Genomic DNA, 15,901 nt, shown 5'->3' with positions numbered 1-15,901 from the left:
TGCAAGGTATTCGTTCTCTACCTTCATACGGAACTTAACATTCCATTCACTTTAATGAATATTCGTATGGGCCTGTGACAGCGGTCGGCGGCGAATAAAGTGACACGAAGATATCGCCCTCCCCAGGAATGGCGGCCATTCGCCCCAAAGCCGTAGCTCGCAGAAATAGGTACGCTCGGCGGCGTGAAATCCCATTGGGCGATGTAATGGAGCTCGGCGCAAGCGATCCGCATACAACGAAGGCTTCACGATGAAGTCGCCGCTGCGCATCTGCGGTTGAATGGTGGGCCTCCCGTGAGTCGAACACGGCACCAACGGATGAGTCCGCTGCTCGAACCAGGCATGAGCTAGAGGCCTAATTGGAAGGGGGAAAGCTGTCAGCACAAAGTTTGTCGGGCCTCAGCTTTCCTCAGCAGTGCTCCTACCTTGCGCCAATCGGCTGGTTGCGGATAGGCGTTACCAGCCGATGCAAGGATCACACCGACGCTTCAGGCGAAGCTACAGCTGGAACCACCTTCTTCGCCGAAGCCCGTTTCTTCGTCACGGATTTCACTGCTGCCGCCTTCGGCGCTGCTTTCGCGGCGACCTTGCCCTTGATACCGGGTGCGGCCTTTTTCGCGGCCTCTTTCGTTGCGGCAGCTTTGTTGCTCGTCGCCTTCTTGGCGCCTGCAGCCTTGGCCTTCTTCGCCGCGAGCTTGTCCTTTGCGGCTTGCTTTTCAAAGCGGGCCGCGGCCTTTGCGGCTTCCACGGCCTGGGCAATTTCGCGCTTTGCCGCTTCAATTGCCTTCTTCGTGTCGGCGCGCAACTTCAGCAAGCGCTTCTTCGCTGCCTGAGCCTCACGGGCGAGCACGCTAGCCTTTTTCGTCGGCACTGTCATCTTCTTCGCGGCAGACCTTTTCTTCGTGACTGCCTCTGCAAGAACAGTTCTTTTAGTTGCTGCGACCATGTTGATTACCCGTTAGTTGTGGAGAGCGGAGTATAACCGCAGGGCTGGCGTACCTAATAGCGGTCTGGCTTGTCCTTGTGGGCGCGACGCCTTTGGCAGCCTGGCGCAATTAGCGGCGGCCAAAAAGCGGCATCACGATTGAGCCAATACGGCGCTCTGGCGCAATTGGCGGAAACGACTCATCATTCGCGCCGGCTTCTCACGTCGTTGCCCACCCCTTCCTCTGCTGCTAGCCTGCGCAGCGGACACCGCTACTCTCGATCATTTCGGCGCCGCCTTCCGGCGTTCAGCCGGGGGCATCACGAGGTAGCCAATCGCGCGACGCTCGAGTTGAGCGAGGGGTCACCATGATCAGGCCGTAGTGGCGTGCCTGACCGCTCTTCCACATAGGCTCCGAACAGAGGGTCGGAGATGATCGGCACGCCGCCGATGGTAGGTGCGCGCAACATCGCCTGGTTGCGTTGCTTCATGCTGCTGCGTTGCCGCATTCTTTTGGCTTGATGCCGGCGACAAAGAAGTTTATTGTGGCCGCTCGGTGTACGCTTCCCCGCCCTCCTCGCACCAATCCACCATTGCCCCGGCCACTGTCCACATTGTCGACTGGGGAATCTATCTCGCGGCAGCAGTAGTAGTAGTTCGTTTTTCCAAACCACGACAACGGAGGCCGACATATGCTAAGCCCGCATGAGATCGCCGCGCTACTGCTGCTCGGCGACGAGGAGGAGATCGACGACCTCGAACCTGAGCAATTGGACACCTTGTTGGCTCACAAGCTGGTCACGATGGAACATGGTCATGCCAGCGGCAATGCCTATCCTCGCCTGACAAGTCAGGGGCATTCCATTCTCGAAGCGGTGCGCCGAATTCGGTAGTCAGTCAGCTTTAGCCCAAAAGCAGACGACCGTCGCGGCCGAAGCCGCGAACTGGTTGATAAGCTGTGGCTTCCTGGCGTGTGGCGCCTGTGGCTGGATCCTGGTGCATTGTTCGGTGTCACATTGCCGTGGCAGCGGCTGGCGCGGGCGGCTGCGTGTTGCGCCTATGATCTTTCCCCCGCTTCCCCCGTTCCGCGGCTCCCGTGCCCAGACGCGGACCTCCAGCATATTGCTCGGTTCAACCTGCTCCCATGACGGGACCTGACAAAGACGGCCGCTCCCCGCTTACAATGCTGCTATGCAATATGGATCAGGGCTGAAGAAGCGCGAATAGCCACACGCCCTGTATGTAGTGGAGGAGAAAATGGCGACAGCTCTGGCTGGGACGAAAAGCGAGGCGCTGAAGCTCCTGGAAACAGAGGGAGTAACGGTCGTGGATTTGAACTACGAGTCTGGTTGGCAAGATGCGATTGAGCTTGGCAGGCGGGGTGAAAAGCTCGGTGTACACGTCCAGTATCGCGGCCATGAGAGCATTGCCGTTAGCTCCCCGGCGGCGCTCGTTGGCGGGCTGATTCGCCCGAAGTTGACCTTCCGTCAGCGCAATCTTTACTGCCAATTTGAGCTCAGCAAGCTGCCAACGGGTGAGCTAGAGCGCCTGGAGGCAAAGGCGGCCAGGCTTGGCGATTACATCCTCGCGGGACACCTAACAAGGGATGTCGATGCGGTGTGGTCGGAGTAACGCATCGCCAGGCAGCCTTGGTGAAGCCGAGATCAGATTCAGCTCCCCGAGTCACGCCTTGATGCTCTGCCCCGCCCCAACAGACCCGCATGGGGACGAGCACGGCCAGTGTAGTCGTACCTAGCCACGGGCCTTTCTACCGGAGCAGCTCAAAGATCTCTTTTGCGTGCTCAAGGTGGCGCCTTCTGCTCTGACAGCGTCGATGCCTTCGATTTGATCGCAGCCGGAGGAGGCCTGAGCCTCGGCAGCCTGCGACTAGCGCTGAAATCGCGGGAGGATGCTGAGCTCGCCGAGTGCTTGTGTCCGAAGGTGCACGGTGCCGGTCCGGACGATTTCCGGACGTGCCCTTCGCGAAACAGGTGATGGTATCGCCCGTGAGCACCGATACGGGATATGCGCCTCGTCGAGCGCGGTGGCAACGAGCTCGAGCATGCTGGTGAACTGCGAGAACAGGAGAATCTTTCGACCTTCCTCGACGAGGCAACACTACCCACCGCATATTGCGGCGCACAACGTCGTCCGGTATTATTCAAAATTCCCCCATTCTGCGCACACCGGATTCCGCGAGAGGCATTCTGACCTCGACTGTCCGTGCGTCATTCCACGATTTCGTTCGCACCCCGACAGGCTTGAACAGCCGTCATGTCCGCGACGATCGTCGGCCAACCTGTCGAGGAGAGTGTATTGGCAAATCCAGTTCGCGACGATTCAGCATCCCGCACGATCGCGGTCACGTCAAAGACCGGCCGCCGCTCTCCAAAAGGAAAGATCCAGGCGGTCGCAACACCGCTGGACATCGCGTCCATGGCGCGCCAGGACGAGGAGCGTCAACGCCAGATGCGCGCGCTGATCGCGCTTGGCCGTGAGCGCGGCTATCTCACCCACGCGGACATCAACGATCACCTGCCCGACAACTTTACGCAAACTGCTGCGATGGAGACGATCGTCAGCACATTCAGCGACATGGGGGTGGCCGTGTACGAGCAGGCGCCGGACGCGGAGACGCTCCTGTTAAGCGATGCCGCGCCTGCCGCGGCATCCGACGATCAGGCGGATGAGGAAGCGGAAGCTGCACTGTCGACCGTCGATTCCGAATTCGGCCGCACTACTGATCCGGTCCGGATGTACATGCGAGAAATGGGCGCCAGTGAACTGCTGACTCGCGCCGGCGAAATCGAGATCGCAAAACGCGTCGAAGGCGGCCTGCAGGACATGATTCAGGCGATCGCCGCGTGTCCGTCAGTCGTGTCCACGATTCTTGCCGATGCGGACCGCATCGTTGCCGGCGAACTGCGTATCGACGAACTGGTCGATGGCATCAGCGACGACGTGAACGAAAGCGAAATGGCGCTAGAGTCCGATGACGTTCAAGTGGAAGCAGACGCCTCCGACGATGACCCGGATGGTGATGACGCTGAAACGGACGCCGCGGATCCGGAGAAAGCGAACGCAGCCCGCCTCGAACAACTCACGATCGACAGTCTTGCGATTTTCGCGCGCGTGCGTGTACTGTTCGAGCAGTTGCCGGATGCACCCGTTACTGGGAAAGCCCGTTCCGCAGCCGTTGCGCAATTGCGCTTGGAGATCCAGCGTGAACTGGCTCCGATCCGCTTTACGGCCAAGACTATCGACCGCCTGTGTGCCAGTGTGCACGAACAGGTTACCGAGGTTCGTGCAATCGAGCGCAGCATCCTGGAGATCGCCGTCGACCGTTGCGGCATGCCACGCGAGGCGTTTGTCGAGTCGTTCCCGGGCCACGAGACCGACCTTGAATGGACCAGCCATCTGGCGGCGACTTCGCGGCAGTTTGGCGCAGCGCTCGAGCGACATCTGCCGGCCATTCAGGCCGGCCAGCAGAAACTCATAGACATCGAGGCCGGGGTCTCGCTGCCGCTCCAGCAGCTCAAGCGGATCAACCGCCAGATGAGCGCCGCGGAGTTGAAAATGCGGCAGGCCAAGCGAGAACTGATCGAAGCGAATCTTCGTCTTGTCATTTCAATCGCCAAGAAATACGTGAACCGCGGCATGCAGTTCCTGGATCTAATCCAGGAAGGCAATATCGGCCTGATGAAGGCGGTGGACAAGTTCGAATACCGGCGCGGCTGGAAGTTTTCGACGTACGCCACTTGGTGGGTCCGGCAGGCTGTCACGCGTGCGCTTGCCGATCAGGCGCGAACCATTCGTGTGCCGGTCCACATGATCGAGATGATCAACAAGCTGAATCGGATTTCGCGCGAATTCCTGCAACAGACGGGACAGGAAGCGCATCCCTCCGTCCTCGCCGAGCGCATGGAGATGTCCGAGGAAAAAGTGCGCAGTATCCTCAGGATCGCGAGGCAACCTGTCTCGCTCGAGACCCCTGTGGGCGACGACGCCGACGCGACGCTCGGCGACATGATTGAGGATGTCTCTGCGAGTTCACCGGCTGAGGCCGTGATTCACGCGAACATGCGCGCCGCGATCGATGAGGCACTCGACGGGTTATCGCCGCGCGAGGCCAAGGTCCTGCGGATGCGATTCGGGCTCGATACGATCTCGGACCACACGCTTGAAGAGGTCGGCAAGCAGTTCGACCTGACCCGCGAGCGGATCCGTCAGATTGAGAGCAAGGCGATGCGCAAGCTGATGCATCCCAGTCGTGCTGACAAGTTGAGGCCCTTTCTCGAGCGCTGAGCAAAGGCGAGGAGTACGCGCCCCCTTTCGACGCCCTACTCCAGACCCACAGCGATCACGCATCGGCCCGATCGCTGCCCTGGCAGGACGCGTTTGCTGCGCGGAGAACTTACAGCGGTTTGATGTTCGCTGCCTGTTTCCCCTTGGGGCCTTGCTTGACTTCAAAACTGACCTTCTGGCCCTCCTGAAGTGATTTGAAGCCATTTCCCTGAACCTCGGAGAAGTGCGCGAACAGGTCATCGCCGCCGTCGTCCGGCGTGATGAAACCAAAACCCTTCGCATCGTTAAACCACTTGACGGTACCTGTTGCCATGTTCTGAATGTTCCAAGGAAGACTAGTTGTAGATGACGCCACCGGCCTGCGCCAGACGTGCGGCTATCTTGTATCACAGGTGAGCCGTCGCAGACAATCCAGGTTTTTTCGAACGGGCTCCGACGAGCTGTACCATGACGTTGTGCGCGAAGGTTTGCGTCAACTCGCCGGTCAGCGTGGTTTCGACTTCCCCGGCCACCTGAACGCGACCGGTTGCCGCAGCGTGCGATCGCGCTGCAGCAGAATGCGATGTTCGTACAGCCACCGTTTGAGATCCCGCAGCAAGCCATTGCGATCCTGTTTGCCCGAGATCGCCCTTGAACCAGCGCACCACATAGCGGCGCTGATGCTCCGTCATCGCGCCGAAGCCGAGTGCCCGATACGCGCAGGTCTGTGCTCGACCAGCGTGTCGATGTGACATCATAAGGCGCGTACAGCGTGCCGAGATCGGGCGGCTCAATGCCCAGTTGCTCGCCCGGGTGTTGCCTGAGATTGCGCGGTACGTACCGGCAGGCCTCGGTGCGCCCCGACTGCAGTGAAGCGAATGTTATCGCCGAGGGCATCGAGCGCCGTCCCAGCGCGGATGGTGACTGGGCAGACTACGCGAACACCGGTCTAAGCACCGACGCCCGCGGAGTTACCGATCGCTGTGGGAGCAGATCCACGGCCCCGGCTCATGGATCGCCAACCCGTGAGTGAGCCTGGTGGAGTTCAGGTTTCAGACATGAGCATCAACCCACGCCCTCGCCCAGACGAGGCCTTCCGCGACTGCCCGCTGGAAGCTCGGGTAGAAGCCAATCGGATCGGAGGTCTCCAGCACTTGGGTGCCCTTCTCTACGGCCCCCGAAGCTTCGAACGAGCCGTCCCCCATGGGCTTCGCAAAGCCTCGAATGGTGTATCCCCCGTAGGTCTCTGTTGCCATAGTCCCCCCCGTCCGTTTCGGAGGATCGTAGCATGACGAAACAAACGCCCCATCCCGGCCATAAGCGGTCCCTCCACATTGTCAGCGCGAAGCGGTCACTCGCCGTATATCATCAAGGCTCCGCACGAGCGGACCCGCCAAGGAGATCACGTTGAAGGAAAATAGTCTTCGCCTATATGCCGATGCTCAGTTTGCTAGCCCCTACGCCATGTCGGCTTTTGTGGCTCTTCACGAAAAGCGATTGCCATTTGAACTTTCGACTGTGGATCTCGGCAGTCGTGCAAACTATGACGAGAGCTATACAGCCAAGTCGTTGACCCAGCGCGTACCCACGCTGATGCATGGGGACTTCGCTTTGTCGGAATCGTCAGCAATCACGGAGTTCCTTGACGATGCTTTTCCGGAAACGCCCGTATATCCCCAAGACAGATATCTTCGCGCGAGGGCACGCCAGGTGCAAGCCTGGCTCCGCAGCGATCTGATGCCCATCCGACAGGAACGCTCAACTGAGGTGGTGTTCTACGGGGTGTCCGGACCGGCGCTTACCCCTGCGGCCCATGCAGCGGTGCAGAAGTTGTTTCGTGCGGCCGAGGCTTTGCTCTCTGGAGATGCGCCAAATCTCTTTGGGGCTTGGTGCATCGCCGACACAGATTTGGCGTTAATGCTGAATCGCCTCATCCTGAATGGCGATCCGGTACCAACAAGGTTAATGGACTACGCTGCGCGTCAGTGGGAGAGGCCCTCCGTGCAGCGATGGGTTGGACTGAAACGTCCTCCGCTTTGAATGTGCGAAGCCAGACAAGAGTTGACTTTGCGGCTCCAGTCCAATGCTGCTGGCAACCTGACTCTTGTTTCGGCTCGATGTCCGCTCGTCAGAAAAGCGAACGGCGGAGATGGGTTGCGCCGACCGCCGCCTTCCATTCAGCTGACGCCAGTCGACCCGAAGAGTCAGTCAGTTCCTAGCCGAAGCGGCCGTTCCCCGATTACGATCGAAGGGGGAGACTGGTCCCGTGGGCTTCAGAGTGAAACTTCGACAAACTGCTCGCCGGCCATCGGATAGAGGGGCTTGAAGCTCGGCCACCCTTCCGGTTTGAGGCGCCATCTCGAGGTGTGCGGCACGTCGTAGTTGAAGAAGATCTCTGGGTGCTTGCCTTTGGCAATCAGCCGCGCGATCAGCTCGTTGTCGGGATGCCGGTACTTCTTTCCGCTCGTGCTAATCAAGAATCGCGAGCACCGGAGGGACGTCAGGAGATCCAGGTCAGTATTGGCCTTGCTGCCATGGTGAGACACCTTGAGCAGATCGATCGGCTCTTGCTTCGAGTGATGGACCGCGAGCCCAGCCTTCACCACTTCGGCGAACGCGTCTGCGGCCAACAACATGCGCTTGTCGCCGAACTGCAGTAGTAGAGCAATACTGCTGCCGTTGGGAGTGGAGCTATCGGACCGGGACTTTGACTTGGACAACTGTGAGAAGTCTCCTGGGGGCCAAGGGTCCTTGCGTCCCAGTCGGTCACCGGGGCCTGCGGGCGGCTCCGTCGGCGGCAACTCGGGATTCGCCCATTCCTCCGACAGCTTCTTCAGCGCCAAGGCATCTGGTGACAGCACCCGCACCTGTAGCTTGCCTTCAAGGATGACCTCCTTACACGATTGTTGGATCGTGCCCCTATCCGGAAACGCGTGATTCCAGGGAAGATTCCGGCGCCGGATCAACTTCGACAGAGCGTCGCCTTCACTCGGACCAAGCCTGTCTGCCTGTCGCAGGTGTTGATAGCCGTTGAACCATACGTCCGCGATGTCGAGCCACTCGGGCGGGTCGCTCAGCAGTTCGATCATCCCCTCGATGTGATCGAGGTCATAATGCGTCACCACCAGAGCCTCCAGTCGAAGCCGGCCGTTGACGCATAGCGGCTTCAGTACGGCCAGCAGCGCTTCCCGGGTGCCAGCGGGTCCGCCGTCGACTAGCACATGGCGAGGCCGGTCCGGGTTGCCGTAGCTGACGAGCAGCGCGTCGCCGTGTTCGGCTTGGATGGCTCTGATTCGAAACATGCGCTTCTCCACTCCGCTCATTTGTTGCCGAGCACCGTGTCGGCATCGCCGAATGCCACCAGGGCCAGGCCAAGCGCGATCTCGTCCGCCAGGAATTTGCGCCGCAGCGTGCCCATGATCTCCCCGACCAGAACAGGTGTCGGTGACTTCGCCGCACTGAGAAACCCAATCGCTAGATCCCGTGCCGCCCGATTGGCATGGCGACCTAGCACGTCCGTCATCGCCGCTACGACCATGCGCGCGCCATGCCTCAACAACACCGTCGGCAAGGTGCCCCCCGGCAGGTCTCCGTAGCCGGTGCTGCATCCAATGGTGATTGCCACGGGCGCCCCCATCCCGACATGCATCCGGGATATCCCCGCCAGGTTGAGGCCGACCTCTTCTTCCAAAAAGAGTTGGGTATTCTCCATGTGGACCACGAGCAGCAGCAGCGACGGGGACTGTTCGGCGACGCGGGCCTTCCAATGGGCCCAGGTTGGAAGCCTTTGAACCCCCAAGGACTTTTCGATGTCGGCGAGTCGAACCACCGCGTGTGGAGCGACGTCTTCGTCTTTGAAGTCATCGGCGCGGTCGCTTGCCGCGAAGGCGACGGTAGACAAGTCCTTGATCTCCAGTCGCGTCCGTGCTCCTGGTGCGGCCGGTCTCCACAGAGGCGCGGGAAGTCCAGGCTTCCATGTGTGTCGTTCGACGATCGCGGACACGCCGACAAAGCCCATGGGGCACAGCTGCACGGCGGCCTCCCGAATGGGACATCCCGGAATGGCATGTCCGCTCTTCAGGCATCCGTGGCGTTGTGAGCACAGTTCCGCATCGCTCGACTCCGGCACTGTGCCTTCATAAAGATACTCGATCGGGAAAAAGGCATTGCTCTGCGTCACCAGCTGGACGCGTGTCAGTTGGCCCGGCCAGGTGGGCACGAGCTCGCGGAGGCTGGACAACAGCAGGGAACCCTGATTGGCCAGGTCAAGCAGCATCGGCGCAAGCGGCGTTTCGGGGTCCACCACGGCCTGTTGAAGGATAGCCAACAGCTTTTTGCGGGCCTTCTCGGTGTCCGTATCGGTCAGCGGGGAGAAGATCGCTTCGCCCTCGGCGGTAATCAATGCGACGCTGGGCTGGTTCCCGAGGCTGTCGTTGACCAGCAGGGCCAAGTCGAAGTTCTGCTTCTTGCGATGAACGGGCGTCACGACATTCTCGATGAAGAAGTGGATCGCCTCTCCAGGGGCTGATTGAAGGCGAGCGGTCTGGAGAATGCGCGCGCCGTCGCTCACCACGAGGCGCAGATCGACGGGACCGTTCCTGATCTCGCGAGAAAACGTGACAGCCTCGGAATCCCCCGTCCTTCTCACGGTCAGCGGCCGAGTGACCGGAGCACTTCCGATCTCAAGCAGGTGGACCATCAAAACTTTACTGTCGCCGTCCCACTCGACCTGCTGTTCCGGGAAAGCCGGGCGAAGGCTGTGCAACGGCGTCCTGAGTCGGATATCGACGACGATGTCCACCACGCCATGAAGAGGCCAAGTCTCGAGCTCCCGATGGCCCTGCCGGACACGGGAATCCAGCACCCTCTCCATGGGTGGAACGTGACGCTTGGCGTCGGTGCCCGGCCGTTCGCCATCGATCGTCGGCAAAAATGGCGTGAGCTCGGGGGCATCCAGCAAGACCTCTGGCGACGGGGCTGCTCGCTGCGCATGGGTCAATCCGAGGTAATCGCCGCGCCTCTCCTTGATCAAACTCTGGCGCAGGAATCGGGCGCTACCCACGATAAACGTTTGAGTTGATGCCAAGATTCGGCCGCTGGCATTCGATTGAGCATTGGCTTCCTCAATGGCGTCTCCGAGGGGCAGTCCAAACTCACCCCATGACGTCAGCTGAAGTCGGAGCCATTCGGTGATCTGTCCGTCATCGACGTCGACATGAATCACGCACTGCGCGCTGAACCGGTCCCGCAGACTCTCGATCTGGGCCAGCAGATTTCCCCCCTGCCTGCCATACAAGATCACGACCCGAGCCGCGACCATATCGCCCAGTGCCGCCAACGATTCGGCAACGACGATGTCGGCGACCTTGGCATCAGGACGCCAGACGACGTGGCGAGGCAATACCTCGTCGCTGCGAAGGCGATCGAGCGCGAACCGAGTGCCTGCGATGACGCGCAGCGGCGATTGCTCGGTCGCAGTCAATGGGAAACGGGGTCGAGTGTTCCGTGGCCAGTCCGCGAAGACGCGCTCAGGCCCCACGACCGTCGAGAGCTCAAGGGCGACCGAATTGACGGTTTCGGCATGTCCTGGCCAACTCCATACCGACCTGACCACCTTGATGCACAGCGGCCCGCGACGATTCAGCGACGCGAACGCCCGGGCAATAGAGATGGCGACCAGCGGATCCACCCACTTGTCGGCCTCCATCACGCTCGCGTCGCCGCCCCACTTGGCGAGACCACTCTTTGGCACCGCACGTTCCAGCGCGTCACGCGCGTCGCCAGGGTCGTTCCACCAGGTCCAATCATTGCTTTCGAACAGAATACCGAGCCCCGCCCGCGCGGCGGGGCCAAGGTAGGCGTCCTCTTCGCCCAGCCATTGGATGTCCTTGTCTTTCTTGTCCATTCGGAAGTGCCAGAGATCCCTCCGCCTAAATCATGCGGGGAAGGTGAAGGCCAATTGAGCCAGAGAGCCCCGGCTGTAAGGCAGTCGACCTCGCGCCGTCTGGAAAATTTTCCAGGCCGCCATGAAGGCCATGCAACGTACGCCGTTAAGCCATAGGCTGGGCACCGCGTGAGCTTCTAGTTCGCTTGGGGCAGGACGGATGCGCCTAACGTAGCCCGTTCAAAAGCTCTTGAACGGGCTACGGGGCATCATTGCGATGCTCGCTTGTCGGCGGTGAAGTAGAGATAGAGTAGCCCAACGGGAGCTACGAAAACCGCAAAAACCCAGCAGAACGCCATAGTGATGTACTTGGCAAGGAGCATCAAGAACGCGTTCATGAAGAAGGCGTTGTTACCAAGGATATAGCTGACAACACCTTCGTAGACAAAGCGTGAGTAGGGGTAGAGAAGCGAGCTCACACTTAGGAAGAGCACCATCGCGAGTGACATCCACTCACTCTTGCTATGGCTCCAGGCAAATATGAAGATCGCTGGGAAGATGAGGCCGAACAGGAAGTGGCGAATATAGCTTTGGAGCGAAAGGCCGCCAAACGACTTAACAAGTGCGGGATGCATGTGCTTACAATGATAGTTTGCTTGTACGGCGACAATTGCGCCTAAGCATGTAGTACGGCAAATCTTGCAAGGCTTTCATACCTCTTCGGTAGGGGGTAGTGAGTTCCTGCTCAAGTAATGAGCACCTCGGCACTGCTCACACCGATATTTTGATAATTGAGCGTCGGTGGACCGTACTGCACCGGACGCTCTTTGCACTTCGGCCCGATCCTGCCGCCAGCTTATCCCCAAGCGATGCTGGAGGACATCAAGCTTTTTCGCCAATGAGCAAGCGTGCCCAGGCTTCGCCGGCTCGCGCAGCGCCTAACATCGACAGTCATCGTTTTCGCACAACCGAATTCTGTACGTTCTCGTCGCGCGCTGTCGCCAAGATCCAGGCTGGCGACTGAACGATGCGTTCGGGCAAGCTACAAAATGGCTTCAAACATCGGCCGGAAGAACAATTTCCTGCAGCGATTCTTGAAGCAACTTTGTTACCGTCATCGCTCAATCGGCGTGCCGGCGGAGCAGCAGCAGGAAAAAAATCGTGCAAACTGACATGAATCGTTGGTTTGCATAATTTTGTTCCTGGATTTTGCAGCATTTTGTTCCCGACCCCAATGGGCAGTTTGCCTGGCACGCTGGAGAACGCACGCGGGCGGTAAGCGCGGCAGGCTCCGCTAGCTCGCGCAGCGCCAGCGGTCAGCGATGGGCACCGTTTTCGCACAATGAACCGCCCCGGGTTTTGAGGAGGCTCCAACTCTTGAGAGCAAGCAGAACAAGTATTCCCCCGAAGTCCGCGAGCGAGCCGTTCGCCTGGTGCTGGCACAACGTGGAGAGCATCCGTCGCTGTGGGCGGCGGTCAACGCCATCGCCCCGAAGATTGGCTGCTCGGGCCATACCTTGCTGAAATGGGTTGAGCGTGAGGAGATTGACCGTGGGCAGCGGGATGGCGTCACGACTGTCGAGCGTGAGCGCCTCAGGGAGCTAGAGCGGGAGAACAAAGAGCTGCGCCGTGCCAATGAGATCCTGAAGCTGGCCAGCGCGTTTTTCGCCCAGGCGGAGCTCGACCGCCGGCTCAAGTCCTGAAGACCTTCGTCGATGAACATCGCGATGTCTTCGGGGTCGAGCCGATCTGCAAAGTCTTGCAGATTGCCCCGTCGTGCTACCGGCGCCATGCCGCTCGGCTTCGCGATCCGTCGCGACGCAGCGCCCGGGCGATTCGTGATGAGCGGCTGAGGCCCGAGATCAAGCGGGTCTGGGAGGACAACATGCAGGTCTATGGTGCGGACAAAGTCTGGAAACAGATGAACCGGGAAGGCATGGCAGTGGCGCGCTGCACGGTCGAACGACTGATGAAGCAGCTTGGCCTGGAGGGGGTGTGCCGGGGCAAGAAGAAGCGCACCACGGTGGCCGACGACTCGGTGCCGTGCCCGCTGGATCGCGTCAAGCGCCAGTTCCACGCCACACGGCCCAACCAACTGTGGGTGAGTGATTTCACCTATGTTTCAACCTGGCAGGGCTGGCTATACGTGGCCTTCGTGATCGACGTGTTCGCCCGGTGTATTGTTGGCTGGCGCGTCAGCACTTCGATGACCACGGACTTCGTACTGGATGCCTTGGAACAGGCACTTTACGCGCGTCAGCCCGACAATGATGGGACACTTATCCACCACTCGGACAGGGGGTCGCAATACGTCAGCATTCGCTATACCGAGCGGCTCTCGGAGGCCGGTATTGAACCATCGGTCGGCAGCCGTGGCGACTCCTACGATAATGCGCTGGCTGAAACCATCAATGGCCTGTACAAGGCCGAACTGATCCACAAGCGTGGCCCCTGGAAAACCCGTGAGGCCGTGGAGCTTGCAACCCTGGAATGGGTGGCCTGGTTCAACAACCACCGCCTGATGGAACACCTCGGCTATATCCCGCCGGCCGAAGCTGAGGCAAACTACTACCGGCAACTTAGCGACACCGCTGCCGCGCCGGCATCAACTTAAACCAAACAGCCTCCTCGATACCCGGGGCGGTTCACAATCCAATTCTGTTCGTGGTCGTCTCTCAAGCGGTGGTGGCTTTGACTTTGGTGCAATTTGCGACGGTTCCCGAACTCAATTGCGTTGCGGGTAGGGCCAGATACCATTTCACACCGTAATGAAAGGCATCAGTTGCAGCGGACTAAGCAGAATTCCGGAAGCAAAGCCAAACACAAAATTTAAGAAAAACAGCTACTCACCCTCCAGAGTCCAGTCGTAAATTGCATTGGGATGAAGACTACCCCGCCAGCAGCGTCCGGGAAGCAGTCCTGCAGCACGCCGGTCATCCCTCGACGCGGCCCGCGGTCGGGCTGTAGTTGGCGCACAGGATGTCGATGGTCAGCGCGTAGACGGCTCGCCCGAACCGGGTACAGCTACTTCCTGTCGGGGCCTCACGCTGGTGCACCCAGAAGATGCGGGCCATGTCCGAATCGCATCGCCTCGGTGGATCACAAAGGCAATAGCATGGAACCTACCCCCGACATTACTATCTAGGTGCAGTCGGGCATGAGCGCGGCGCTGCTCCTGTACCATACCAAGACTATATCACTTGAAACTCTGAGAAAGTGCATAAAGAGGAACTCAAAGACTGGCTGGCCCGCGGCCGTGTCGGGGCGATTGCCATCGACACGAACGTGTTCGATGAGGAAGGGCAAAACATCCATGATGGCAACCTCCCGTTGCTTCGGCAAGTCGAGCAGGCCGGCAAGCGGCTGTTGGTTCCGGACGTTATTGCTCGGGAAATGGAAAGTCATCTGCGGGAAAAGTTTGGCCAGGAGAAAGCCTTCGACTCGAAGGTCCTGAAGCATCTAAAGAAATTTGCCGCCGACGAGGTGGTCAGCGCTGTCGCGCGCGCCATCCACGAGCATGATCGGGATGCGAAGAAGGCGCTCGACGCCTTCTTCGCGAATGTGACGGCGACAGTGATTCAAGCTTCCGACTACACGTCGCTTGAGTCGGTGATGGATCGATACTTCGCTTCGGAGCCGCCATTTGAGCCAGGCGGAAAAAAGAAAGCTGAGTTTCCGGACGCAATCGCTCTGCTCAGCCTCGAAGGATGGGCGAATAAGAACGATACGAAAGTGCTTTGCGTTACGAAGGACGGCGACTGGGAGCGCTACAGCAATCAGTCTGATCGCCTACTCATCACACCTGAACTCGAAGATGTTCTCGCAGCTTTGGTCCTTGTACGGGGCGAAAAGTTGCCCGATCGTGTCCGCGCTGCCGCCGCCATCTGGCTTGAGTCGGAAGCCGCCAAAGAGAAAATTGAAGCCAGCATCCAGTTCCACCTTGATGACCACTCTCCCTTCGTCGATGCCGACTCATATTGCGGTTTTAACGACGAGGTCGTCGAACTCTATCCAAAGCGCGGCTCGCTTGCGATTGATGCGGCAAATGTGGCAGTGCTCTCCGCCGACCATAGCGACGCAGTCATTTCGGTATCTGTCGACTTCGTCGCAAAGGGGAGATTTTCCTTCGACTTCTTTGTTCCCGACTCAATCGACAAGGATGACGTACCGGTTGGCCACGCCTATGCGACGAGTGAAACCGAGGTGAGAGCCGATCTTTCGATCGGGCTCTATCTCGAGGATTTCGCGGCAGACGAAACCCAGGTGCTGTCGGCGGACGACGTTACGGAGATCACTGTCAAGATGTCGGGCCTTCACTTCGACGTTGGGACGATCGGTCCGGACTATTCGAACGATGCACCGGACTAGAGTGCCTTGGGTCGGACGCTCAGTAAGACGCATCCGAACCGCAGAGAACGGTCGGCCCGGGGCGCTCGCAGTTCCGCAGCTCCATCCTGCCAAGATTGGTCAGAAAGAGGTGCTCGGCGCCTTCCCCTCCGATATGTCGGTTCGCGGCAGAGGGGCGGTCATTACTGAACCAGCCCGTGGACGGCTGCATCGAGTCGCGAACCGCCACCCAAGCTCCGTAGATCGCCAGGATCGAGGCAGACAGCGGACCAATTTATGTTTTAGTATCTCTGGCGAGGTCGAGTATGAAACGAAGGCGCAAGGACGCACTCCATCGGGTACTGGCGCACGATCGCTTAAGGCTGAAAGTGGCGCGGCGCGATCGGAAAATTTGACAAGGAACAATGCGGAGATTTCCGCTATTCGCCCGCCAGCTGTCAACAGGTGAACGTGTACGACTT

At 59.6% G+C, this 15,901-nt stretch carries 15 protein-coding genes and 1 other annotated feature; of the genes, 7 read left to right on the top strand and 8 right to left on the bottom strand.

The features are described from left to right. Positions 1 to 475: 475 nt before the first annotated feature. Both F7R26_RS36905 and F7R26_RS36900 read right to left on the bottom strand, forming a co-directional pair. Positions 476 to 946, bottom strand: a complete 471-nt coding sequence (locus F7R26_RS36905) for a hypothetical protein (RefSeq protein WP_058697645.1) — start codon at positions 944 to 946, stop codon at positions 476 to 478. Between the two features lie 299 nt (positions 947 to 1,245). Further along, positions 1,246 to 1,416 (bottom strand): hypothetical protein, encoded by a 171-nt coding sequence (locus tag F7R26_RS36900; RefSeq protein WP_158577657.1) that lies wholly within the window; start codon positions 1,414 to 1,416, stop codon positions 1,246 to 1,248. 201 nt (positions 1,417 to 1,617) lie between these two features. On the opposite strand from F7R26_RS36900, the gene F7R26_RS36895 reads away from it, so the two are divergent. The 3 genes from F7R26_RS36895 (at position 1,618) to rpoD (ending at position 5,230) form a co-directional block, all read left to right on the top strand. After that, entirely contained in the window at positions 1,618 to 1,818 is a 201-nt protein-coding gene (locus F7R26_RS36895) for a hypothetical protein (RefSeq protein WP_081050240.1), read from the top strand. A 364-nt stretch (positions 1,819 to 2,182) separates the two neighbouring features. Continuing rightward, positions 2,183 to 2,557: a hypothetical protein gene (locus F7R26_RS36890; protein ID WP_058697644.1), complete on the top strand. Its 375-nt coding sequence runs from the start codon at positions 2,183 to 2,185 to the stop codon at positions 2,555 to 2,557. Between the two features lie 642 nt (positions 2,558 to 3,199). After that, positions 3,200 to 5,230, top strand: a complete 2,031-nt coding sequence (rpoD, locus tag F7R26_RS36885) for an RNA polymerase sigma factor RpoD (RefSeq protein WP_171514463.1) — start codon at positions 3,200 to 3,202, stop codon at positions 5,228 to 5,230. Between the two features lie 109 nt (positions 5,231 to 5,339). On the opposite strand, the gene F7R26_RS36880 is transcribed toward rpoD, so the two are convergent. Together F7R26_RS36880 and F7R26_RS36875 are read right to left on the bottom strand one after the other, a co-directional pair. After that, entirely contained in the window at positions 5,340 to 5,543 is a 204-nt protein-coding gene (locus F7R26_RS36880; protein WP_013954359.1) for a cold-shock protein, read from the bottom strand. A gap of 73 nt (positions 5,544 to 5,616) precedes the next feature. After that, complete coding sequence (locus tag F7R26_RS36875) at positions 5,617 to 5,901, bottom strand: hypothetical protein (protein WP_143010703.1); 285 nt, start codon at positions 5,899 to 5,901, stop codon at positions 5,617 to 5,619. Positions 5,902 to 6,616: 715 nt separating this feature from the next. On the opposite strand from F7R26_RS36875, the gene yfcF reads away from it, so the two are divergent. After that, positions 6,617 to 7,249: a glutathione transferase gene (gene yfcF / locus F7R26_RS36870; RefSeq protein WP_081050239.1), complete on the top strand. Its 633-nt coding sequence runs from the start codon at positions 6,617 to 6,619 to the stop codon at positions 7,247 to 7,249. Positions 7,250 to 7,482: 233 nt separating this feature from the next. Here yfcF and F7R26_RS36865 read toward each other — a convergent pair whose 3' ends face one another. From F7R26_RS36865 to F7R26_RS36855, 3 genes are all read right to left on the bottom strand, one after another. Beyond that, positions 7,483 to 8,511, bottom strand: a complete 1,029-nt coding sequence (locus tag F7R26_RS36865; protein WP_058697642.1) for a ComEC/Rec2 family competence protein — start codon at positions 8,509 to 8,511, stop codon at positions 7,483 to 7,485. 17 nt (positions 8,512 to 8,528) lie between these two features. Then, positions 8,529 to 11,114 carry a hypothetical protein gene (locus F7R26_RS36860; RefSeq protein WP_058697641.1) on the bottom strand — a complete coding sequence of 862 codons (2,586 nt, stop codon included), beginning with the start codon at positions 11,112 to 11,114 and terminating at the stop codon, positions 8,529 to 8,531. Positions 11,115 to 11,362: 248 nt separating this feature from the next. After that, on the bottom strand, positions 11,363 to 11,728 hold the full coding sequence (locus F7R26_RS36855; RefSeq protein WP_058697640.1) for a hypothetical protein: 366 nt from the start codon (positions 11,726 to 11,728) through the stop codon (positions 11,363 to 11,365). A gap of 392 nt (positions 11,729 to 12,120) precedes the next feature. Between F7R26_RS36855 and F7R26_RS36850 the strand changes: the two genes are divergently transcribed. Both F7R26_RS36850 and F7R26_RS36845 read left to right on the top strand, forming a co-directional pair. Continuing rightward, on the top strand, positions 12,121 to 12,270 hold the full coding sequence (locus tag F7R26_RS36850; RefSeq protein ID WP_158577656.1) for a hypothetical protein: 150 nt from the start codon (positions 12,121 to 12,123) through the stop codon (positions 12,268 to 12,270). Between the two features lie 253 nt (positions 12,271 to 12,523). After that, a protein-coding gene (locus tag F7R26_RS36845) for an IS3 family transposase (RefSeq protein ID WP_412459403.1) occupies positions 12,524 to 13,707 on the top strand; the annotation gives its coding sequence in 2 pieces (ribosomal slippage) (positions 12,524 to 12,764 and positions 12,764 to 13,707; 1,185 coding nt in all). Then, positions 12,751 to 12,867, top strand: a sequence feature (AL1L pseudoknot). It overlaps the preceding gene by 117 nt. A 319-nt stretch (positions 13,708 to 14,026) precedes the next feature. Here the strand turns inward: F7R26_RS36845 and F7R26_RS36840 are convergent. Beyond that, positions 14,027 to 14,167, bottom strand: a complete 141-nt coding sequence (locus F7R26_RS36840) for a hypothetical protein (protein WP_158577655.1) — start codon at positions 14,165 to 14,167, stop codon at positions 14,027 to 14,029. A 142-nt stretch (positions 14,168 to 14,309) separates the two neighbouring features. On the opposite strand from F7R26_RS36840, the gene F7R26_RS36835 reads away from it, so the two are divergent. Then, on the top strand, positions 14,310 to 15,461 hold the full coding sequence (locus tag F7R26_RS36835; RefSeq protein ID WP_058697637.1) for a PIN domain-containing protein: 1,152 nt from the start codon (positions 14,310 to 14,312) through the stop codon (positions 15,459 to 15,461). Positions 15,462 to 15,901: the final 440 nt, after the last annotated feature.

Source organism: Cupriavidus basilensis, from assembly GCF_008801925.2.
Lineage (GTDB): Bacteria > Pseudomonadota > Gammaproteobacteria > Burkholderiales > Burkholderiaceae > Cupriavidus > Cupriavidus basilensis.
Note: the sequence above shows the minus strand (reverse complement) of the source record. Positions and strands in the feature narration are given on the sequence as shown.